The organism is Stenotrophomonas oahuensis, from assembly GCF_031834595.1.
Taxonomy (GTDB): domain Bacteria; phylum Pseudomonadota; class Gammaproteobacteria; order Xanthomonadales; family Xanthomonadaceae; genus Stenotrophomonas; species Stenotrophomonas oahuensis.
This window is the reverse complement of record NZ_CP115541.1, coordinates 1,265,182-1,286,344: the sequence shown is the minus strand read 5'-3', so window position 1 is coordinate 1,286,344 and position 21,163 is coordinate 1,265,182. Positions and strand designations below refer to the sequence as shown.

The window sequence follows — 21,163 nt, the reverse complement described above, 5'->3', positions numbered from 1 at the left end:
AGAGGTTCGATCCGTCACAGCAGCGGGAACAGCTGGAAGCATCCCCCGCTGTGGTTGCGCCCCACGCAGTAGATCAACCCGAACCGGCCGCGGTAGGGATCAGTGTCTGCAGCGGTTTCCTGGCCGGCTTCAAGGTCCGGCTCGAAGGTGCGCACGGTGAACAGCTCGACCTCGCCACCGGCGATCGCAGCGCGTTCCGCGGCAGGGCGCGCGTAGAGCGCCTCTTCAATCAGGTCGCCGTAGCCCTCGCACGCCTTCGCGAAGTAGTCGTCGAATGCCGCCTGGAATGCGGCGTTGATGTCGCCGAGGCGCGGAAACCGCGCCTGCATCGTCGCGAAGTCGGCCTGTCGAAGCGCCTCGATCCGCTGTTGCTCCTGCGCACGGGCGACGACGGGTTCCGGTACCGGGCAGAGATACCACGCACGCGGTGCGTTGCGCAGGACACCTGCGGCGACCAGCTCGAAGAACGGAAAGCTGTAGCGCAGCCATTCCTGGTCGTTGCACAGGCGCAGTTGCGTGTCGTTCCACGCCAGCCCGGCGAACACGCCGGGAAACGCGGGAAAAACGCGCCGGATCTCGGCCTCGACGCGCGGCATGCGATAGGGAAGGGGCGCAAGCAGACCGGTGATCGCCGACTCGACCCGGGCCACGCGTGCGTCGAAGGCCTCCATCGCCGCGCGGATGCGTGCCGCGTGGGTCACATTGCCCGCGAGGGATGTATCCTGCGCACGGAAGTACTGCCAGTCCAGCGTCGCTAGGCCGCGCGCGTCCAACGCCATGGTGCGGACGTTGATGGGCACATCGGGGTGCCCGCACAGCTCGGCTGACAGCGAGACCAGCTCGTTGAAAGTCATCTGCTGCGAGAGGCCGCGCCGGATGCGCTCAGCCAGATGGACGCCGCTGACATAGTTCACGGCGCTGATGGCGCTGCCAAACATGAGCGTCGGTGGGACATCCGGAGCCAGCAGCTCGGGAGCTTCTTCGTGCAGCACCAGCGCGGCTGCCATCGGACACAGGTCGAAAGGCAGGCGACCAAGACTGCACAGGTAAGCTTCCAGGTCAGTCCGGATGGCGGCGAACGTGCGACCGACGTTGGCCTGCTTGTGCAGACGATAGCCCAGCACGATGCGCGCCTCACGGTTCGACGGCGGCCCCAGGTCGGCCACGAGGGCAGCGCTCGTCAGGCTGGCACGTAACGTCGGTGAGGTCGTTGCGGGGTCAGTGCTTCCATGCCAGCCCAACGCCGTCAGCAGTGCCTTCTGGAGCGGACGCGCCTGCGGCGACTCCGCGATGTCGGCCAGGAAAGCACGCGCGCGATGCAGCTCGGTCCACCTGAACCGGCCAGCGCTCACCAGTGGCATGCCGAGGTAGTGGAGCAGGGTCGTGTCTTCCGGCGCGTGGCCGGCCAGGAACGTGGCGATGGTCGCCCTCAGCGTGTGCATGTCCGCGTCGTCAAGCAGGTCGCGCGCGTGTACCAGATGCGGACGCATGCCCAGTCGAAGTTCGCCGTGGATACGCTCGGTGCAGCGCTGCATTGCGTCGGAATCGCCGCCGTCCTGCGCGCCGCAACCACCGTGTGCGGACAGCAGTGCGGCGAGGTTGACGCGACCATCCGAACGAACGCGGCCGCCCAGCTGCGTGGCCTGGCCGGCCAGCAGCGTCACGAGGGGGGCGAGCGCACCGGCGGCGGTCTGGTTCTGCTGCAGCGCCAGCGCATGGGTCTCGCCGTTGTGCAGATGGGCCACCAGCAGTCCGGCGGCGTCCACCGACAGCAGGTGCGGGAACGACCCGATCGCGTCCAGCGCGACCTGCACGTCGGGATGCTCCAGCAGCAGTGCGAACGGCCCGAGCGCACCATAAGTGACCGCGGCCGCCGCCGTGCCCAGTGAAGGCCGGTAGTGGCCGTTCGCATCCAGCTGCAGAGTGGAAAGTGATTGTTGCAGATCACCCAGGTCTGCTGTGTCGCGCTGGTGATCGGAGCTGCCACCCGGTGGCGGCGACCATCGCACGTAGAGCGCGTGCAGCAACCGCAGCCGCTCCGCAGGTGTGGTCACGCGGACCGCCTGACAGGCTGTGCGGGCGGGGACCGGCGTGACGCCGTGCCACAGCAGCACGCTGGAGAGCGGTGCCTGTGCGGCGGGTGTCACGCACCCCAGACGCGTGGCAAGGTGCTGCAGTGCCGCCAGCGCCGGGCCCGCCGCGTGAACCGAGGTGACGTTCAGATGCAGCATGCGGCCATCGATGCGATCGCCTGCGATCACGCCGTCCGGGCTGACCCGGAGGCTATGGAACGACACGTTCGCAGCCCGCATCACCCGCCACAGCGGTTCGCCTTCGAACAACGCCAGCAGCTGTTCGCGGGCATCCTGCCACGCGACCTGCACCGGTGCCGTTGGACGACCACTCAACCCGGTCTCCGAAAGGACCACGCTGGCATTGGCTGGCAGCCGATCGAACTGGTGCCACAGCTGGTCCGCCACGACCTGCTGCATCGGGCGGGGCACAAGAGGCGGTGCGGGGGCCGCAGGGTCAGGCGGGCTGGCCGCGAAGACCTCATTCTTCCGCCTCGTCAACGCAGCCAGACAGCGGTCGAAGGGTACGTCGTCCTGCGGAACGTCCGGAAAGGGAATGCCGTAGTACGCCAGCATTTCCGGCACCCGCAGATGGCCGCTGGCACGCACCGGAGCCCGCAGCATGGCGGTGAGGCCGCGCAGCATCCCGACCAGGACCGCCAACCCGGGGGGGGGCGCATCGAGCGCGAACACGTGAACTGCGTGGCCCGATATGAGCGCGTCGGCGCTTACGTCGCCCTCCAGCGGCACCACCAGACGCAGCGGGTCGGCTTGACGTTCCGCACACCGCGCGATCAACGCGGGGTGGTCCGAGAGCATGCGCAGCACCCGCCGCGCCAGAGCGAGACTGCTGCCCAGGTGCGAGCGCGGGTCCGGGCGCAGGCTGTTCCAGGCGGGTTCCAGTCCTCGTACCGGCAGTGCTTTGGCGGCCTGCACCTCGCCGAGCAGCCAGGCCAGGGTGGCATGCTCATGCTTTGCTGTGAGCGCGGCATCCGCACGCAGGTGCTGTTCGACGCGCCCGATGAGCCCGGACACGGCATGAGTGGTCACGTGAGACGTCGGCAGGGGCGTACCAAGTTGGACCTGCAACGCGCAATCCAGGCGCCGGCCAGCGGTGTCATGGCAGCCGCCGACATTGTCCACCGCCTGTTGCAGTTGCCCGAGCAGCGTCCGGGTGGCGGCTGACCAGGCGGGGGGTGTGGCAGGGTCCGGCGGGGGGTGAAGCTGGACCGGTGTGCGTGATTGCACGCGCGCACCGGTCAGGGTGCCGTTGCGCAGCCGAAGGCTCCCCGGCGGTACCCGTTCAAGGTAAAGACGGCCCAGAAAGTCGTCCTGGTGGTACAGCGACACCAGCGCGGCGCGGACGGCCTGCCGACCGTCGTGGTTCCGCGCAGTCGCCGGGGCGATGCATTTGGTCTCCGCCAGATCGATGCTGGCATTGCCGCGCGAGACGTCCCACACCGACCAGAGCGCGTCGATCACGGCCACCGCGTCGTCTCCATCACCTGCAGCCTGCGGCTCGGCCCGTGCCGAAGGCAGGCTGGCCAGGGCGCAGCCTGCCCCGGCCAGCACGCCGGCGCTGCGGCCGCCCTGCTGCGACGAACTCCAGATCGACGCCGCCGCCGCCGTGGCAACGGGCAGGAGCGGCGAGGCTGCCCCCGAGGGAGCAGCAAACAGCCTTCGCGCGGCCCGCCCTGCGGTGTCCAGATCGTCCACTCGGGCCGGCAGCTGGGCGATGCGGCGTCCGATACTCGTCGCCGGGGCAGCGGCGGGATCTGGCCGACACCGCCACAACACCCACACGGTACCCAGCAGGGCCAGCCGCAGCGATGAGGTGGACAGCGCCAATGTCCTGCCCAGTGCGTCGTGAGCCTGCTCAACGCCACCCAGGGGGGCGTGCAGGCCGGCCGGCAGGGCCGCGATCAGCGGCTCAAGCCAGACACCTTCCCGCAGCGAAGGCAGCGGCAGCTCACTCAGCCAACGCAGCCATGGTCCCCACGCGGGCTGATCCAGCAGACTCACCAGTGCCTGCATCTGCCGTGCCCATTGCACGGCCTGCGTGCCCTGCACGCCCAGCAGCCGGTTGCTGACGGCATACAGCGCTGCACCGAGCGCACGCTGGCCCTGAAGACGGTGCAGCCCGTCCAGCAGCGCCTCCAGCACGCGTCGGCACTCCATTGACCAGGCAAGGTCGTCCCGTGGCAGATCCTGCAGCACGGCTTGAACCTGCGCGCGCTGTGCGGCAGGACGATGTTGGAGCGCTGCGAGGAACAGCGGCGTCAGGGTGGCGGGCGAAGACCCCTCCATCAGTGGAGGCAACGCGTGCTCGATGCAGGCCACCTCCGCCGGCGTGAGTGGACACCGGCGCAGGACGCGATCCAGCACCGGATGCAGTTCTCCTGGCGGGGTGTCAGCGTCGCGCGGCGCAGGCGCGTTGCGGAGTGTACGAGGCTTGGCGGAAGTCGCGGCGGTGGTTTCCGCGGCTGGGGGCGGACGTACGCCGCAGCCCTCGGTCAGGCAAGACGAAATCAGGACGACACTCCTGCAGGAATCGCCTGATCAGTGTCGTTGTCTGCATTGCCGCGTCCAGCGGCGGAAACGTCATCCGCGCCCGCCGCGACGCGAGGGCACCAGCGCGAAGGTATCCACGGCGAGCTTCTCGGCATGATTCAGCCACGCGCGGATCTCCAGATCGTCCACCTCATGGTCCAGGCCGAACGGCACCGTGATACGACCCTCCGCGTCCGGCTCCACCCACTGCTGGGCTACCACCACCTTGCGCTTGGACGACACCGCTTCGATCCAGAACCCGCGGTTCGGGGCCTGCTTGGCGACCAGCTGCAGGATGTACTGGCCGGCCCGGGTGCGACGGCCCTTCTCGGTGATCATGTGCGCCTGGCGGATGCTGGGCACCGGCCCGTTGAAGGCATCCAGCGGGGCATCCACCGCAAAGCCCTGGCGCAGCTGATCATCGCGGTACAGCTTGATGCCCTTGTCGCGGTGGACCAGCATGGCGCACCAGTCGCCATCAGCCGAGCCGTCCTCGAAGGCAGTGCAGCGGTCCACGTAAGCCAGCGTATTGGCGGGATCGGCTTGCTCGAACTGTTTGGAGGTGTTCTCCAGATACACCGATTTCAGGTCCCACTGCTTGTCATACTCCAGCAGTACCGGCGGCTGCACGTGCTGCAGGCCGACCACCACCTGGTTTTCGTCATCGATGCGCAGCTGGCGGGTGGTGTCACCCAGCCACAGCGAACGTGAGAACGCGAGGTAACGCGGGAAGTCCTTGCCGCCCTCACGCAGTGCGGCAACGCTGGCGCTGTCGGCACGCTGCGGGTCGAGCAGCGAACGACCGAAGCCGATGGCCTTGATGTCCGGGTCGACCAGGCTCAGCAGCGTGGCACCGGAGTCCAGCGTGGACCCAGCGGTGGTGGCCAGCTGGCGCGGTTCGATGTCCTTGCCCAGGAACAGCAGCAGGTTCTCGCGTTTCTGCTTGGCCAGCACATGGCTGAGATCATTCGGCATGGCCAGGTGATCCGACGCGATGACGATCAGGGTGTCCTCGCCATACGGACTGGCCTGGATGCGGTCGACCAGCTTTGAGATCAGTCCGTCGGTGCACTTGAGCGCATTGAGCAGGCCAATGTTGCCGTAGTCACTCTGGTAGCGGGTGCGCTTGCAGGCCACCGGCAGGTGGCCTGCCGGATGATGCGTGTCCATGGTCAGCGTGGTCAGCATGAACGGCTGACCGGCCTTGGACAGCTGCATGAAGCGGTCATAGGCCTTGTCCAGCAGCACGTCGTCGTGCACGCCCCAGGTCGAGAAGTGCGAGCGGGCGATCTTCTGCTGCTTGAACCAGGCCAGGTCATGCACTTCATCGAACCCATGCGTGGCCAGGAACTGGCCCTTGCCGGCAAACAGCCCGTTGGCACCGCCCAGATAATGGTTGGTGTAGCCCTGCTGCTTCAGATAGTCACCCAGGCACACCGCTTCCGGCAGGAAGCTGCCCATGCGGTCCATGCTGTTTTCATCGCCCTGCGCCGTGGTCAGCGGCACGCCGCACATCGACGACACCAGCCCGGCGATGGTCCAGCCACCGCCCTCGGCCTGGGCCAGACCACGCACGTCCAGCGACTGCGCGGCCAGACGGTTGAGATTGGGCATCAGCCCCGGGAACGTGGCTTCGTCCAGATAGGTGCGCTCCAGGCTTTCGCCGTAGATCCAGACGATGTTGCGCGGCTTGCGCAACGGCTGCTGCGGCACATGGTACTCCGGCGCGATGACGGTGTAATCGACCGGACGGGTCTGCTGGTACAGACGATGGCCATCGCGATACAGCGGGCTGACTGCGATGGCGACCAGCCACATTGCCGCAAAGCCGGCGAACACGGCACCGCCATGGCGCGATTCCTTCCACTTGCGGCGGCGCACCAGCAGCAGGGGCAGCAGCAGCGAGGCCAGGGCCAGTGCGATGAAGCCGGCGATATAACCCTTGAAGTCAGCAACGCCTGCGCCTTCCATGTCGGCACCCAGGTGATACAGGGTGGCCGCATTCAGGCCATCACCGGACAGCTTGTTGATCAGCCACCACGCACTCAATGCCAGCAGCAGCACCGACATCAGTGACACCTTCCACCACACCCAGCGACGCGAGGCCAGCAACAGTACGGTGAGCAGCAGCAGCGACAGCAACAGGATCCAGGTCATAGGCGGTGTTTCGCTTCCAAGCACGCCTGCATGACAGGCTGATGACCGGATCATGCCTGCGCGAACCTGACTGAAATGTTTGTTGAAGCGACCTATTCAGCGCTTACTACGCTTCGCTCGCGCAGGTGTAAAACCGGCGTGAACGCATGAATCCGCGTTCACCGATGGCCGCGTTCTTCCTTTGAACGCGCACGCCGATCAAAGATCAACGCGCTGAGAATGATGCCAAGCCCGAGCACCACGCCGATCATCATCAGCATCATCGCGATGGCCGGGTAGCCGAACAGATGCCAGCCGGTGTTGACCTTCATCATCAGTGCGGCCGCCAGAATCAATGCGGCTGTCACGATGCCTGCGGAGACCCGGTTGGCGATCTTCTGCAGGTTCTCCATCAGGCGCGATTCTTCCAGCCCGGTCACCTTCATCTGCAGGCGGTTCTCGGCCAGCAGCGCCAGAATGTCCGACATCTTGCGTGGGCCGTCGCGCAGCAGCTGCTGCACTTCCATGGCCTCGCTGGCGAGATTGGCAGCTGACAAGGACTTGCGCAGGCGCGCACGCATCACGTGCTGCAACTGTTTCTCGACGATGCGGCGCGTGTCCAGATCCGGTGCCAACAGCCGGCACACGGTTTCCAGATTGAGCAGCGCCTTGCCGAGCAGGCTGAGTTCGGGCGGCGTGCGCAGGCCACTGGCGGTGGCAATGCGGACCAGGTCGAGCACCACGCGGCCTTCGGAGAAGCTGTTGTTGGCTGCATAGCGTGCGATCAGCTGGCCGGTCTCGCGCAGGTAGCGCTCTTCATCGAACGCTTCCAGCCGCGTGCTCATGCCGATGATCTCATCGGCCACTTCCTCGCCACGCCCATCCACGGCAGCGAACAACACCTTCAGCAGGCGCTCGCGCAGGCGCGGCGGCATGTGCGCGACCATGCCGAGGTCAAAGATCGCCAGTCGCCCCTGCGGCGTGACGCGGAGATTGCCGGGGTGCGGGTCGGCGTGGATCTCACCGTGCACGAAGATCTGGTCCAGATAGCCGCGGATCAGCGCGGCGGCGAGGGGGGCCATCGGCTCCTCGGTACGGCGCACATCCGGAATCATGTCCACGCGCACGCCCTGGGCCAGCTCCATGGTCAGCACGCGGTGGCTGCAGTAGTCCCAGATCGGCTGCGGCACCCACAGCCGCTTGAATGGGCGCAGGTGCTGGCCGAAGCGCTGCAGGTTTTCTGCTTCGGCCTGGTAGTCCAGTTCCTGCATCAGCGTCTTGGCAAATTCATTGAGCCAGTCACGCAGGCGCACGCGGCGACCGACCTGGGTCAGGTGATCGGCAGCCAGCGCGAAGCTGCGCAGTACTTCCAGGTCCGAGCGCAGCTGTGCGGCCACTTCCGGCTTCTGTACTTTGACCGCGACTTCGCGCCCGTCGTGCAGCTGCGCGCGATGCACCTGGGCGATGGACGCGCAGCCCAGCGGGGCGGGGTCGAAGCGGGCAAACAGCTTGGACACCGACGCGCCCAGCTCCTGTTCGATGATGGCGTAGATGCGTTCGACCGGAATCGGTGCGACTTTCTCCTGCATCCGTTCGAGCGCGGTGGCGAACTCCACCGGCACCATGTCCGGGCGGGTGGAGAGCATCTGGCCGAGTTTGACGAAGGTGGGGCCCAGTGACTCCAGGTCGGTGACGAATTGTTCGGGGTTGCCTTCCGGCGGCACCTCGTGGACCGCACGGGCATCCAGGTTCATGCCCGAGAACACCCCGGAATGCCGGTAGCGCAGCAGCAGGCGCAGGATCTGGCTGCGACGGTTCATGCCTTTGACCAGCGACGGCGATTCGGGTGGGGTGGGCAGGGTGCTCAAGCAGGGCTCCGCGACGGGGGAGCCCGCAGTGTCGCCGCCAGCAGGTGGTGGAGCAGTGAATCCGGGCATCTTCCACGAACGTGCCCGGATCGGTCAGAATCGGCGCACCTGAATGAACCTTGGATTGCCATGGCCGGTGCCAGCCTGTTTGCCCTGCTCGACGATATTGCGACGCTGCTCGACGACGTCTCGATCCTGACCAAGGTCGCGGCCAAGAAGACCGCCGGCGTGCTCGGCGACGATCTGGCATTGAATGCCCAGCAGGTCACCGGGGTCAGCGCCAATCGCGAACTGCCGGTGGTGTGGGCGGTGGCGAAGGGCTCGCTGGTCAACAAGGCGATCCTGGTGCCGGCGGCACTGGCGATCAGCGCGCTGGAAGCCTGGCTGAAAACCAAGGGCTTCCCGATCCCGATCGTTGTGCCGCTGATGATGATCGGTGGTGCCTTCCTCTGCTACGAGGGCGTGGAAAAGCTGGCGCACCGCTTCCTGCATTCCAAGGAAGAAGACGCGCAGCACAAGGCCGAGCGTGCCAAGGCGCTGGCCGATGAGAAGGTCGACATGGTGGCCTGGGAGAAGGACAAGGTGAAAGGTGCGATCCGCACCGACTTCATCCTGTCGGCCGAGATCATCGTGCTGTCGCTGGGCGTGGTGTCCGGGCAGCCGTTCATCAACCAGGTGACCGCACTGGTGGTGATCGCGCTGGGCATGACCGTGTTCGTCTATGGCCTGGTGGCGGGCATCGTGAAGCTGGATGACGCCGGCCTGTACCTGTCGCGAAAGGGCGGCGCGGTGGCCGCCTTCGGCCGCGGGCTGGTGGCATCGGCCCCGTGGCTGATGAAGTTCCTGTCGGTGGCCGGCACGCTGGCGATGTTCCTGGTCGGTGGCGGCATCCTGGTGCACAACGTACCGGCGCTGCATCACTTCGTGCTGGGCCTGGCCGGTCAGACCAGCGTGGGCTGGCTGGTGGAAGCGCTGGGCAATCTGATCGTGGGCGTCATTGCGGGCGCAGTGGTGCTGCTGGCGGTCACCGGCATCCAGAAAGCGCGCGGCAAAGCCGCCGCGCATTGATTCGCGGTCAACCTGCCTGTACGCGGTTCTTGCCCACGCGCTTGGCCGCGTACAGGGCCGCGTCCGCGCGCTTCAGCACGATTTCCGCACTATCCCCCGCCTGCCACTGCGTTACCCCGGCACTGAAATGCACGGGTACCCGCTGCTCATCCAGATGCAGCGGCCGCTGCGCCAACGAGCGCTGCAACCGCAGCAGGGTCGACATGCTGTCGGCGGCCGGTGTTTCCGGCATCACGATGACGAATTCATCGCCGCCGATGCGGCTGACCACATCCGAATTGCGCAGCAGCAGCTGACACACCGTGACCAGGTGGCGCAGCACCGCGTCACCGCCCGGGTGGCCGTGTTCGCTGTTGGTCTGGTGGAAGTCATCCAGGTCCAGCAGCGCGATCGCCAGTGGATGCGCATGCCGGGCAGCACGCGCGATCTCCTTTTCCAGCAATTCATCAAAGCCACGGCGGTTGAGTGCGCCGGTGAGCGGGTCGGTGCGGATCTGTCCGGACATGTCGCTGAGTTCAAGCTCGAGCTCGGCAATGCGGGCCTCGGCCTGTTCCACTTCGCGGCGTGCATTGCCCAGGTGGTCGCGCGCCTGTAGCGCCTGTTCCTGCACCTTGCCGGTGTCGCGCAGCACGTCCTGCAGCAGCTGGTTGAGGTCGGCGATGCTGCGCGCTTCCTTCAACGCCATCGCGTAGCTGCTGATCCGGTCGTGGTAGTCGCTGGTGTGCGCGGCCATGCCATCGAGCTGTTCGATGAACTCGCCCATCAGCCCGCGCATGGCGGCCTTGCTTTCCACGATGCCCTGTTTGAGCAGGCTCTGCTTGTAGATGACCTCGCGCAGATTGTTGCGCGCCTGTTCCACCGAGTCGCGGTCCAGCGGACCGCCGATCAGGGCGCGCACGGCGTGCAGCTGGCCCTGCAGCCAGCTGCTGTCGTCGAGCAGTTCGCTGATGTTCTCCAGCAGCAGGTCGAACAGGCTCAGCAGCAGTTCCTGCTGCTCCTGCCAGCCGTCGCTGCGTACGCCGATCTGGTGGGTCAGCTCGCGCAGGCGCACTTCCAGCGGCTGCAGCGGAATGCCGGGGTGCCACTGCCTCAGTTCAGCAGCCAGCTGCACCGGTTCGTCCTTCAGCTCGGGCATGTTCTGCAGCAGGCTGGCCACGGTGACACCCAGGGTATGACGCAGCAGTTCGCGCAGACGCAGGCTGTCGGGCGGGCCGTCGGCGCTGTCCTGCTCAATGGTGCGGATGTACTTGTCGATCAGCTGGCGCATGGCGCGGCCGTAGCTGACCCAGTCGGCGCTGCGCAGCGCCGACTGCAGGCGCAGGCCCATGTCGCCGAGTTCACCCGGCAGGGTGGCCATGCCATTGGCAAAAGCGGCCAGCAGCGGCTCGGGCTGCTCCGCCCCGGCAAACAGGCGCTGCAGGACGGCACTGCCGCTGCCGCTGCTGGTCACGGCGCTGGATGCTGTGGCCTCGACCCGTACCGGCGTTATCCCGGCGCGGCGCGCCAGCAACCGTCCCACGGCCGTGCCGGGGCTGGAGGGGGCGTCGGGATGGTCCGTCATGCGGCGGGTCCTGGGGCGAAGATGGAGTAGGGTAGGTGGGAACAGTATCGGCGCTGGACCGGCTGGCTTGAAGACATCCTCTACACAACAACGGACCGCCCCATGAAGGTGATGCTGGTCGGTGCCACCGGCCTGGTCGGCACCCAGGTGCTGCAGCTGCTGCTGGACGATCCCCGCTGCCAGACCGTGGTCGCTCCCACGCGTCGGTCGCTGGCGCTGGCCGACACCCATCTGATCAATCCGGTGGTGGACTTCGCCCAGCTGCCGGAAGCGGCCGACTGGTGGGCCGTGGATGCGGTGATCTGCGCGCTGGGGACGACCTTGAAGCAGGCCGGCAGTCGTGAAGCCTTTGCCCAGGTGGATCACCAGTACCCGCTGCAGGTGGCCCGTCTGGCCCGTGCGCACGGCGCGGCGGCCTTCGTGCTGAACTCGGCCAAGGGGGCGGATCCGCAGTCGCGGTTCTTCTACAACCGGGTCAAGGGCGCGCTGGAGCAGGACCTGCGGAAGCTGGGATATCCGTCGCTGACGCTGGTGCGGCCGGGGTTGATTGGCGGCGACCGCAAGGAGCACCGTGCGGGCGAACGTGCTGCCAGCGTGGTGCTGGGGGCATTGGCCCCGGTGCTGCCGCGGTCGTGGCGGATCAATCCCGCGGAGAAGATCGCGGCGGCCATGGTGGAGGCGGCATTACAGCCCGCCCCGGGCGTGCAGGTGATCGAGGCGGACCGGTTGGTGTGACCCACGCAGGGGGGCGCGGTGCCGCCGGTAGCGGACGACCGTTGGTCGTCCGGCCACCGATGCCTCAGCTGGCCAGGGCCAGGTCGTCCATCATCGCGCGCAGGAACCGCGCCGCCTCACCGCCGGTGGCGGCACGGTGGTCGAAGGTCACCGACAACGGAATGACCTTGTGCGCTTCCACGCCGCCCATGACCGGGGTCATCTGGTGACGGGCACGGCCGGCACCGACGATGGCCACGCACGGCGGCACGACCACCGGAGTGGCATAGCGGCCGGCGAACATGCCGAAGTTGGACAGCGAGATGGTGTAGCCGCTCAGCTCGGACGGTGCGATCGAGCGCGATTCGACCTGCTCGCGCAGACGGTTCACGCCTTCGCGGATGCCGCGTGCATCGAGCATGTCGGCATTGCGCAGCGCCGGCACGAACAGACCGTCGTCGGTGTCCACGGCAATGCCGATATCGACCTGGGCATGCAGGGTTCGGGTCAGTGCGTCGCCGTCGAACCAGGCGTTCATTGCTGGTACCTTCTGGCTGGCGACCACGATGGCGCGTACCAGACGGGCGGTGACATCGTTGCCGGGCAGCCAGGCATGGATGTCAGCGTCGTCATTGAGCGTGGTCGGCACCACCTTGCTGTGGGCGTCGGCCATGACCCGCGCCATGTTGCGGCGCACGCCCTTGAGCGGTTCTGGCTGCCCCTTGGCGACCACGCCCGGGGGCTGGGTACGCATCGGCTTGCCGGCGGCGGACAACGGTGTGCGGGCTTCGGCCTGACGCGCCGGGGCTGGTGCAGCCGCGGCAACCGGTGCCGCCGCAGGAGCCGGCGCGCTGCCGATCTTCGCGCTGCCTGCGGCAGCCGCTTGTTTGACGTCGGCCATGGTTACCGCGCCGTCCGCGCCGGTGGCGCGAACCAGGCTCAGATCCACGCCCAGCTTGCGCGCGGTGGCGCGCACGGCGGGCACGGCCTTGACCCCTCCCACCGCCACCGCCTGTTCGGTGTGGACGGCGTTGGAGCTCTGCATAGCACCCACCACGGTGCCGGCGTCGTCGCGCTCGGCGGCGGCCGGCTTGGGCGCTTCGGCAACGGCCGGAGCCGGAGCCGGTGCAGCGGCCGGTGCCGGCGCGGCATGGCCGTGGCTGTGACCGGTGTCCTGACCGTCGGCGCGCTGCGGCAGGTTCGGGTCCAGTTCGAACTGGGCCAGCACGCTGCCGGTGGGAATGATGTCGCCGGGGCCGCCGGACAGCTTCAGCACCTTGCCCGAGAACGGCGAGGGCACTTCGACCACGGCCTTGGCGGTTTCCATCGACACCAGCGGCTCGTCGAGCCGGATCACGTCGCCTTCCTTGACGAACCACTCGACGATGGTGGCGTCGGGCAGGCCCTCGCCCAGGTCGGGCAGGTTGAAGTTCTTGTTCTCACTCATGTGCAGTTCTCTTCAAGCAGTTCGAGATCGCGGGCCGGCAGCCAGCCCGTCGCGCCATTCGCGCGTTCGGACCACCACCAGCCGCCGTGTTCATGATGCAGTTTGACCAGTTCACCGCTTTCAACGTCCAGTTCGCGGGCGTCGTAGTCGCGCAGGGCTTCCGCGCGACCATCATCCAGCACCTGCAACCATGCCACCGGAGCCCAGCCGGCGCGCCCGTCATCGGTGCGCACCCAGGCAAACGCCGGCCATTCCTCGTCACGAACACCCAGTTCGACGATCTGGCCGGTGCGGAACCGGAGCGGGTTGGGGTACTGGCTGCGGTACGGGCCTAGAAGACGGGCCCGCATGTCAGCCTGCCGCCACCGCGCGCTTGGCCGCGCTCACAATGCGGTCCACGCTGGGCAGGTACTTCATTTCCAGGCGGAACAGCGGAATGTGAGTGTCGTAGCCGGTGACGCGCTCGACCGGAGCCAGCAGGTCGTACAGCGATTCCTCGGCCAGGCGCGCAGCGATTTCCGCGCCGAAGCCGGCAGTCTTCGGGGCTTCCTGCACGATCACGCAGCGGCCGGTCTTGGCCACAGATTCGGCGATGGTGGCGAAGTCCAGGGGGCGCAGCGTGGCCACGTCGATGACTTCGGCACTGATGCCTTCGCCGGCCAGCTTGTCGGCGGCTTCCAGCGCTTCCTTCACCTGCGCGCCCCAGGTCACCAGGGTCACGTCGGTGCCATCGCGCAGCACGAAGCAGACATCCAGCGGCAGCGCTTCGCCGTCGTTGACCACCACTTCCTTGTACTGGCGGTAGATGCGCTTGGGTTCCATGTAGATGACCGGATCCGGTTCGCGGATCGCAGCCAACAGCAGGCCGTAGGCGCGCTGCGGCGAGGACGGCAGCACCACGCGCAGGCCCGGCACGTTGGTGAAGATGGCCTCGTTGGCCTCGCTGTGGTGTTCCGGCGCGCGGATGCCACCGCCCCACGGCACGCGCAGCACCATCGGGCAGTTCAGGCGGCCACGGGTGCGGTAACGCAGGCGCGCGGCATGGCAGACGATGTGGTCGACCATCGGGTACATGAAGCCGTCGAACTGGGCTTCGGCGACCGGCTTCATGCCCTGCGCGGCCAGACCGATGGTCAGGCCGGCGATGGTGGTTTCATCCAGCGGGGTGTCCAGCACGCGGTCCGCGCCGAAGCGCTGCTGCAGGCCGGCGGTGGCGCGGAAAACGCCGCCGTTCACGCCCACGTCCTCGCCCAGCACCAGCACCGACTTGTCGTGTTCCAGCTCCCAGGCCAGGGCCTGGGTGATGGCTTCAATAAGGGTGATGGGCGTGCTGGTCATGGTCTGTTCTCCGCGCGCAAGGGCGGCGCTGTCGGCGGCGTGGGTCTGCGCGGTGGTGCCGGAAACGTGCTTGAGCTCATCCATGACGCTGCTCCAGGGCAATGGCCTGCGCGCGCTGGGCCAGCAGGTCCTGCGGCGGGTCGGCGTACAGATAATCGAACATCGCCTCGACCGGCTGCACCGGCGTGTTGAGGTACAGGTTCACTTCTTCGTCCACGCGCTTGCCGCACTCGGCGGTCCAGGCCGCTTCTTCTTCCTCGCTCCACACACCGGCGTTGGTTAGATACTTGCGCAGGCGCAGCATCGGCTCCAGCAGCCAGGCGTCCTTCACTTCCGCGTCGTCGCGGTAGCGGCGGGCGTCGTCGGCGGTGGTGTGGTCGGACAGGCGGTAGGTCATCAGTTCCAGTACGGTGCCACCGTCGCCGGCGAGGGCGCGCTCGCGCGCCTGCAGCATGGCGGCCATCACCGCGATCAGGTCGTTGCCGTCCACCTGCAGGCAATGCAGGCCGCCGGCCAGGCCCTTCTGGGCCAGGGTTTCGGCACCGGTCTGGGCCGAGCGCGGAACCGAGATGGCCCAGCCGTTGTTGACGATGCACAGAATCAGCGGGAGCTTGTAGGCACCGGCCGAGTTGAGCGCGGCGTAGAAGTCGGTCTTGGAGCTGCCGCCGTCACCACACACCGCCACGGCGATCTGCTTTTCGTTGTTGAGCTTGAACTTCAGCGCCGCGCCGGCCGCATGCAGGCACTGGGTGGAGATCGGCACGCAGAACGGGAAGTCCTTGGCCGCATTGCCGCCGTAGTCGTTGCCGCGCTCGTCGCCGCCCCAGTACATCAGCACGTCACGCGGACGCACGCCGCGCATGAACATCGCGCCGTACTCGCGGTAGGACGGTGCGAACACGTCGTCTTTCTGCATCGCAGCACCAATGCCCACGTGCGCGGCCTCATGGCCCAGGCAGGCCGCGTAGGTGCCCAGCTTGCCGGTGCGCTGCAGCGCGATCGACTTGCCGTCGAACACGCGCACGAACAGCATCTGCTTGAACATCGGCAGCAGCGCCTTCGGGTCGCGCAAGGCCTCGGGCAGGTCATCGCGGACGAGGTTACCGTCCGTGTCCAGGTACTGCAGGTATTCGATCTTGAACTCAGCGGCAACCGTCATTGCGTACTGCACCTTCGACAGGAAGTTACAAATGATATGAATTGCCATGTTAAGGAAGGCGTACGAAAAAGCCGTCCTGCGGCGCAACAAGGAAACCGCCTGGCCGCCTTCGGGTATACCGTTGTCAGAGCGGAAAGGCCAATAACATCAACGTATTCAGTTGCCGCAACGGCGCATGAGCGCTCTTTCATCGGGGCGTCCGCGGCAATGGGTCGCAGCCGCTGCCGCGCTGAACGGGCCGACCACACGCCACCGTAGGGCGGCCGCTGCGCTACGCTTGCACCCCCTCATGCGGTCACCGCCATGTCTGTCGACAAGAACCAACGCGATCTGGAAGCCGGCATCCACACTGACCTGGAGGGCCGCCTGACCTACGGGGGCTATCTGCGCCTGGACCAGTTGCTGAGCGCCCAGCAGCCGCTGTCCAACCCGCCGCACCACGACGAGATGCTGTTCATCATCCAGCACCAGACCTCCGAGCTGTGGCTGAAGCTGCTGGCCCATGAGCTGCGCGCGGCGATCGGCTTCCTGCAGCGCGACGAGGTCTGGCAGTGCCGCAAGGTGCTGGCGCGCAGCAAACAGGTGCTGCGCCAGCTGACCGAGCAGTGGTCGGTGCTGGAAACCCTCACCCCTTCGGAGTACATGGGCTTCCGCGACGTGCTGGGGCCTTCTTCGGGCTTCCAGTCGCTGCAGTACCGCTACATCGAGTTCCTGCTGGGCAACAAGAACGCGCAGATGCTGCAGGTGTTCTCGCACGACCCGGCCGGGCAGGCCCAGCTGCAGCAGGTGCTGGACGCGCCCAGCCTGTACGAGGAGTTCCTGCGCTACCTGGCCCGCTTCGGCCATGCCATCCCCGAGGTGTACCAGCACCGCGACTGGCAGACCTCGCATGTGGCCGACGACGCCCTGCACCCGGTGTTCGAGCGCATCTACGAGAACACCGACCGCTACTGGCGTGAGTACTCGCTGTGCGAGGACTTGGTGGACCTGGAAACCGCCTTCCAGCTCTGGCGCTTCCGCCATATGCGCACGGTGATGCGGGTGATTGGCTTCAAGCGCGGCACCGGCGGCTCCAGCGGGGTCGGGTTCCTGCGCCAGGCGCTGGAACTGACCTTCTTCCCGGAGCTGTTCCAGGTGCGCACCACGATCCGCAACGACGATCCGCTGCCGCCGGGGTGAAGGCCTATTCAGGCAAACACACGGAAGTGTTTATTTGACGTGAACGCCCAAGTTCTGGAATTCTCCCGGGTTGTTTCGCACATCGGACGTGCATGTCTTCCACCGAACCCAGGAATCCCGCATGAGCGTAGACGCCGCGAAATCCGTTCCCGAACCGGCGTTGCCGGAGTTCAAGACCACCCTCGGCCATCCGCGTCCGTTGTGGATGCTGTTCATGACCGAGTTCTGGGAACGCTTTGCGTTCTACGGAATCCGCTGGGCCCTGGTGCTGTACATCGTGGCGCAGTTCTTCGACGGCGACGCCGCCGGGCAGGGCGCGGCCAGCCGCACCTACGGTGCCTACCTGGCGCTGGTGTATGCCGCGGCGATCTTCGGCGGCTACGTGGCCGACCGCGTGCTGGGTTACCAGCGGTCCATCCTGACCGGCGCGGTGATCATGGCCGCCGGTCTGTTCATGGTGGCGATGCCGGTCAAGGAAGTCTTCGAACTGGGCCTGGCCACCATCATCATCGGCAACGGCCTGTTCAAGCCGAACATCTCGACCATGGTCGGCAAGCTGTATGGCCTGAAGGATGAGCGCCGCGATTCGGGCTTCACCATCTTCTACATGGGCATCAACGTCGGCGCGATGATCGCCCCGGTGCTGACCCAGTTCCTGGCCGAGAAGATCTTTGGTACCGAAGCCATGCCGTCCTACAAGATGGTGTTCATCGCCTCGGGCATCGGCATGCTGCTGAGCCTGGTGTGGTTCTACGTCGGTCGCGCCGGCCTGAAGGGTATCGGTGCACCGCCGGCCGGTGCCGAGGGCATGGGCCGCGTGGTGATGGTGTTCGTCGGTTCGCTGGTCGCCATCCCGGTCGCTTACTTCCTGCTGTCCACCGGCGCCACCGCGCTGGCCTGGATTCTTGGCGTGCTGTTTGTCGCGCTGGCGGTGCTGCTGCTGGTGGAAGGCATCCGCGAGGGCAAGGTGCAGCGTGACCGCGTGATCGCCATGCTGATCATCTTCACCTTCAACGTGATGTTCTGGATGTTCTTCGAACAGGCCGGCAGCTCCTTCACCTTCCTCGCCGACAACATCGTCAACCGCAATCTGGGTGGCTGGACCTTCCCGACCGCATGGTTCCAGTCGGTGAACTCGGTGGCCATCATCACCCTGGCTCCGATCATTGCCTGGATCTGGGTCAAGCTGGGCAGTGCCAATCCGTCCATTCCGCGCAAGTTCGGCCTGGGCCTGCTGTTCAACGGTGCGGCCTTCGCGCTGCTGATGCTGGCCCTGTCGACCATGGTGGTGGAGGGCAAGATCCCGTTCTGGACCCTGTTCATGGTCTACGTGATCCAGTCGGTGGGTGAGCTGTGCCTTTCGCCGATCGGCCTGTCGATGGTGACCAAGCTGGCTCCGGTGCGCCTGGTCGGCTTCGGCATGGGCGGCTGGTTCCTGTCCACCGGCATCGGCAACAACCTGTCCGGCATCTTTGCCGGTGCGGTCAGCGGCGAGGGCGGCATGACCGTGGAGTCGGCGCTGAAGGGCTACACCTTTGGTTTCTGGGCATTGATCGGTTCGGGCGTGGTGCTGTTCCTGCTGGCCCCGGCGATCAACAAGCTGATGCACGGCGTCAAGTGAGGTCTGCGATGCGCATGAAGATGGGGTATTCGTCGTTGATCATGGCCGGGCTGCTGTGTGCCTGCTCGCCGTCTTCGCCGCCGGCCCCGGCTGCTGCGCCATCGCCTGCTGCCTCCGCGCAGCCACCGGGCGCTGTCTCCAGCGCACCGGTGGCCGCCGACGTGGCCGCGCTCAACAGTCGTTTTGATCCCGCTCGCGACCCAGCCACCGACCTGGCGGTCGCGCAGGCCGAAGCCCGCCGCAGCGGCAAGCGCATCGTGCTTGATGTGGGTGGCGAGTGGTGTTCCTGGTGTCACCTGCTGGACGCCTTCATCGAAGGTGATGCAGACGTCCGCACGCTGGTCGATACCAAGTACGTGTGGATGAAGGTCAACTACAGCGAAGACAACGAGAACGCGGCCTTCCTGTCGCAGTTCCCGGCGATCAAGGGCTATCCGCACCTGTTCGTGCTCGACGCCGACGGCAAGCTGCTGCACTCGCAGTTCACCGGCGAACTGGAAGCGGACAAGGGCCAGCCCAAGGGCTACAACCGCGAACGCTTCCTCGCCTTCGTGCAGGCCTGGGCACCGTAAACCCGGCAAAACGTCGTCGGCACGTCACTGAATGGACGCGTGGCGACGCGTTCTTCTTCGCGGCTGCCGCAAACGTACTGCGGCGCGGCTCTACGTCATCGGTAGGCCAGGTTTCTCACACCAGCCGGCAGATTCCGAACGTCTCCGTTTCCGGATGCGCCACCGCCTTGTCGCCCAGATCGCAGACAAACCGCAACGCGCGCCCCGGCACTTCGCCCTGCGCATCGTAGTTGCGCTTGCTCATCACCCAGCCCTTATGCGTCTTGCCCTGGTAGCGCAGGGTGATGCGCTGACCGATCACCGGCTCATGCGGCAGCAGCCCGGCGGTCCACGAGGTGGCGGTCACTGCGGGAAATCGGAAGCGGCCCTGCGCATCGGTGGTCACCGTGACGGTGCCGCGCTGGTCCTTCCAGTGCCAGTGATGCTCCTGTTCGACCTGCACGCCGGCGACCGGTTGTCCGTCCATCACCACGGTGCCTTCGACTTCAGAAAACAGCGTCAGCGTCTTTGAAAAAGCCATTGCCCATCCTGGGGTAAGTAGTCCAGCCAACAGGGTGCAGCACACCCACGACATCCTTTTTGACACGCGCGCTTCCTGCTCACTGCGATAACGCAGCAGACTGCCATGAAAAGAGCGCGGTGTGTCACATCTTCAACGCTCGGACCTACAGTTCGTCCACGCACTGCCGTTACCCCCAAGGACCTGACGCCACGCCTTCGAGGGCCGACATCGCATGCAGCCTGGAACCAGCGACACCGTTTCCGATACCACCGCTTCCGCCGTGGCGGGCGTGGCGCTGCCGCCGGCGGAGGTGCTGCTGGACGACCACTCCGCGCCCGATGCGCTGGGTAGCGAAGCGGACGCGCCGTCGCCGGGCTCCATGCTCTATCGCCTGCCGCTGATTTCACTGCCGGACAACGTGCTGCTCAAGGCCGCCGTGCAGAAGCTGGTGGAGCAGAAGGCGCAGCTGGACCGGCTGGCCCGCAATCCAGCCTTGGCCGGCTTGCTGCCAGGCGAGTGGCAGGGTGCCGGCAACCGTGGCGTGGACCTGCAGGCCTTTGTGCTGTCGGTGCTGCCCTATCTGCACAACACCGCCACGGCCGACACCCAGCCGGCGCGCTTGCCGGTCAAACACGTGATCGGCGACAGCGGCCGCTGGGAACATGCCGATGTGGCCGAACCCAAGTCGCTGGCGTTCTTCCTGGCCAGCGACGAGCGCGCCAGCGCCGGGGCCAAGGATCCGGCCGGGGCCTATCTGGTCGCCGCGCTGGGTCTGGCCTGGGCACACGAGGGACGCACCCGCCCCGGCTTCCTGCGCCAGATGGGCTACGACAGCATGGCCGCGCGCGTGCACGTGCTGCCCTATCCGGAGCCGGGCGAGCTGGCGCTGTACAGCGTGGTGGCGCATGGCACTGCGCAGGTCTGGTGCGTATTGGGCCGGCGCAAGCTGCGTCCGTTGTTGGCCCCGTGGCTGAGCGTGCCGCTGCTGACCGCGTATGGCGTTCCTGCGCCGACCCTCTGGCCGTCGTCGTATCCGCCGGTGGACGAGGTAGCGCAGATGCTGGCTGCCGTCCGCCAAGGCAAGGGGCCGGTGGAAGTGGACCTGGTCAAGACCGCCGCCAAGGTGGCCGAAGACGCGTCCGGCGAAGCGTGGGTCCCGGTCAGCCTGCTCCAGGTGAGCACCTGGGTGCCGCGCTGGCGCTACTTCATGGCCACGTTCATCGGCCTGCCGTCGGCCATCCTGGTGATCGCGGCGCTGGCCCTGCCCAACGCCGTCGAGGCCGCCGCCGTGGCGGCGTCACTGGGGCTGGCCGCCGGTGCGATCGGGGCACTGGCCGCGCCGTGGGTGCATGCGCGGAAGAAGCATCTGAGGTGAT

15 protein-coding genes are annotated in these 21,163 nt (G+C 66.7%); 6 read left to right on the top strand and 9 right to left on the bottom strand.

What is annotated here, in order from left to right; translation table 11 throughout:
- Positions 1–14 precede the first annotated feature (14 nt).
- The 3 genes from PDM29_RS05610 to PDM29_RS05600 all read right to left on the bottom strand — a co-directional run bounded on the left by PDM29_RS05610 (position 15) and on the right by PDM29_RS05600 (position 8,578).
- Entirely contained in the window at positions 15–4,457 is a 4,443-nt protein-coding gene (locus PDM29_RS05610; RefSeq protein ID WP_311192892.1) for a hypothetical protein, read from the bottom strand.
- Positions 4,458–4,673: 216 nt separating this feature from the next.
- The gene (locus tag PDM29_RS05605; RefSeq protein WP_311192891.1) at positions 4,674–6,779 is read right to left on the bottom strand and encodes a phosphoglycerol transferase I; all 2,106 of its coding nucleotides are present in this window, start codon (positions 6,777–6,779) and stop codon (positions 4,674–4,676) included.
- Between the two features lie 158 nt (positions 6,780–6,937).
- Positions 6,938–8,578, bottom strand: a complete 1,641-nt coding sequence (locus PDM29_RS05600; protein ID WP_425508745.1) for an ABC1 kinase family protein — start codon at positions 8,576–8,578, stop codon at positions 6,938–6,940.
- 177 nt (positions 8,579–8,755) lie between these two features.
- Here PDM29_RS05600 and PDM29_RS05595 point away from each other — a divergent pair, with 177 nt between their 5' ends.
- Positions 8,756–9,694 (top strand): DUF808 domain-containing protein, encoded by a 939-nt coding sequence (locus PDM29_RS05595; protein WP_311192890.1) that lies wholly within the window; start codon positions 8,756–8,758, stop codon positions 9,692–9,694.
- A gap of 7 nt (positions 9,695–9,701) precedes the next feature.
- Here PDM29_RS05595 and PDM29_RS05590 read toward each other — a convergent pair whose 3' ends face one another.
- Complete coding sequence (locus PDM29_RS05590; protein ID WP_311192889.1) at positions 9,702–11,255, bottom strand: GGDEF domain-containing protein; 1,554 nt, start codon at positions 11,253–11,255, stop codon at positions 9,702–9,704.
- A gap of 102 nt (positions 11,256–11,357) precedes the next feature.
- On the opposite strand from PDM29_RS05590, the gene PDM29_RS05585 reads away from it, so the two are divergent.
- On the top strand, positions 11,358–11,990 hold the full coding sequence (locus tag PDM29_RS05585; RefSeq protein ID WP_311192888.1) for an NAD-dependent epimerase/dehydratase family protein: 633 nt from the start codon (positions 11,358–11,360) through the stop codon (positions 11,988–11,990).
- 64 nt (positions 11,991–12,054) lie between these two features.
- On the opposite strand, the gene PDM29_RS05580 is transcribed toward PDM29_RS05585, so the two are convergent.
- From PDM29_RS05580 to pdhA, 4 genes are read right to left on the bottom strand one after another with little or no spacing between them, the layout of a single operon-like run.
- Positions 12,055–13,416: a dihydrolipoamide acetyltransferase family protein gene (locus PDM29_RS05580; protein WP_311192887.1), complete on the bottom strand. Its 1,362-nt coding sequence runs from the start codon at positions 13,414–13,416 to the stop codon at positions 12,055–12,057.
- Positions 13,413–13,766 carry an SH3 domain-containing protein gene (locus PDM29_RS05575; RefSeq protein WP_311192886.1) on the bottom strand — a complete coding sequence of 118 codons (354 nt, stop codon included), beginning with the start codon at positions 13,764–13,766 and terminating at the stop codon, positions 13,413–13,415. Before PDM29_RS05575 ends, PDM29_RS05580 begins: the two co-directional genes overlap by 4 nt.
- Before the next feature lies 1 nt (position 13,767).
- On the bottom strand, positions 13,768–14,838 hold the full coding sequence (locus PDM29_RS05570) for an alpha-ketoacid dehydrogenase subunit beta (protein ID WP_311192885.1): 1,071 nt from the start codon (positions 14,836–14,838) through the stop codon (positions 13,768–13,770).
- Entirely contained in the window at positions 14,831–15,913 is a 1,083-nt protein-coding gene (gene pdhA / locus PDM29_RS05565) for a pyruvate dehydrogenase (acetyl-transferring) E1 component subunit alpha (RefSeq protein ID WP_311192884.1), read from the bottom strand. Before pdhA ends, PDM29_RS05570 begins: the two co-directional genes overlap by 8 nt.
- A 303-nt stretch (positions 15,914–16,216) precedes the next feature.
- Between pdhA and PDM29_RS05560 the strand changes: the two genes are divergently transcribed.
- The 3 genes from PDM29_RS05560 to PDM29_RS05550 all read left to right on the top strand — a co-directional run bounded on the left by PDM29_RS05560 (position 16,217) and on the right by PDM29_RS05550 (position 19,285).
- Complete coding sequence (locus PDM29_RS05560) at positions 16,217–17,092, top strand: tryptophan 2,3-dioxygenase (RefSeq protein WP_311192883.1); 876 nt, start codon at positions 16,217–16,219, stop codon at positions 17,090–17,092.
- Between the two features lie 121 nt (positions 17,093–17,213).
- The gene (locus PDM29_RS05555) at positions 17,214–18,713 is read left to right on the top strand and encodes a peptide MFS transporter (RefSeq protein ID WP_311192882.1); all 1,500 of its coding nucleotides are present in this window, start codon (positions 17,214–17,216) and stop codon (positions 18,711–18,713) included.
- Between the two features lie 8 nt (positions 18,714–18,721).
- Entirely contained in the window at positions 18,722–19,285 is a 564-nt protein-coding gene (locus PDM29_RS05550; RefSeq protein ID WP_311192881.1) for a thioredoxin family protein, read from the top strand.
- 115 nt (positions 19,286–19,400) lie between these two features.
- Here the strand turns inward: PDM29_RS05550 and PDM29_RS05545 are convergent, their stop codons facing one another.
- Positions 19,401–19,805, bottom strand: a complete 405-nt coding sequence (locus tag PDM29_RS05545; RefSeq protein WP_311192880.1) for a DUF6795 domain-containing protein — start codon at positions 19,803–19,805, stop codon at positions 19,401–19,403.
- Between the two features lie 214 nt (positions 19,806–20,019).
- On the opposite strand from PDM29_RS05545, the gene PDM29_RS05540 reads away from it, so the two are divergent.
- Positions 20,020–21,162, top strand: a complete 1,143-nt coding sequence (locus PDM29_RS05540; RefSeq protein WP_311192879.1) for a hypothetical protein — start codon at positions 20,020–20,022, stop codon at positions 21,160–21,162.
- Position 21,163 lies beyond the last annotated feature (1 nt).

Bases quoted from the DNA above. Each gene is read 5' to 3' on its own strand.
- PDM29_RS05595 (WP_311192890.1), top strand. From the start codon at position 8,756: ATGGCCGGTGCCAGCCTGTTTGCCCTGCTCGACGATATTGCGACGCTG.
- PDM29_RS05555 (WP_311192882.1), top strand. From the start codon at position 17,214: ATGAGCGTAGACGCCGCGAAATCCGTTCCCGAACCGGCGTTGCCGGAG.
- PDM29_RS05600 (WP_425508745.1), bottom strand. From the start codon at position 8,578: ATGAACCGTCGCAGCCAGATCCTGCGCCTGCTGCTGCGCTACCGGCAT.
- PDM29_RS05585 (WP_311192888.1), top strand. From the start codon at position 11,358: ATGAAGGTGATGCTGGTCGGTGCCACCGGCCTGGTCGGCACCCAGGTG.
- PDM29_RS05560 (WP_311192883.1), top strand. From the start codon at position 16,217: ATGTCTGTCGACAAGAACCAACGCGATCTGGAAGCCGGCATCCACACT.
- PDM29_RS05605 (WP_311192891.1), bottom strand. From the start codon at position 6,779: ATGACCTGGATCCTGTTGCTGTCGCTGCTGCTGCTCACCGTACTGTTG.
- PDM29_RS05545 (WP_311192880.1), bottom strand. From the start codon at position 19,805: ATGGCTTTTTCAAAGACGCTGACGCTGTTTTCTGAAGTCGAAGGCACC.
- PDM29_RS05540 (WP_311192879.1), top strand. From the start codon at position 20,020: ATGCAGCCTGGAACCAGCGACACCGTTTCCGATACCACCGCTTCCGCC.
- PDM29_RS05580 (WP_311192887.1), bottom strand. From the start codon at position 13,416: ATGAGTGAGAACAAGAACTTCAACCTGCCCGACCTGGGCGAGGGCCTG.
- PDM29_RS05570 (WP_311192885.1), bottom strand. From the start codon at position 14,838: ATGGATGAGCTCAAGCACGTTTCCGGCACCACCGCGCAGACCCACGCC.
- PDM29_RS05590 (WP_311192889.1), bottom strand. From the start codon at position 11,255: ATGACGGACCATCCCGACGCCCCCTCCAGCCCCGGCACGGCCGTGGGA.
- PDM29_RS05575 (WP_311192886.1), bottom strand. From the start codon at position 13,766: ATGCGGGCCCGTCTTCTAGGCCCGTACCGCAGCCAGTACCCCAACCCG.
- PDM29_RS05550 (WP_311192881.1), top strand. From the start codon at position 18,722: ATGCGCATGAAGATGGGGTATTCGTCGTTGATCATGGCCGGGCTGCTG.
- pdhA (WP_311192884.1), bottom strand. From the start codon at position 15,913: ATGACGGTTGCCGCTGAGTTCAAGATCGAATACCTGCAGTACCTGGAC.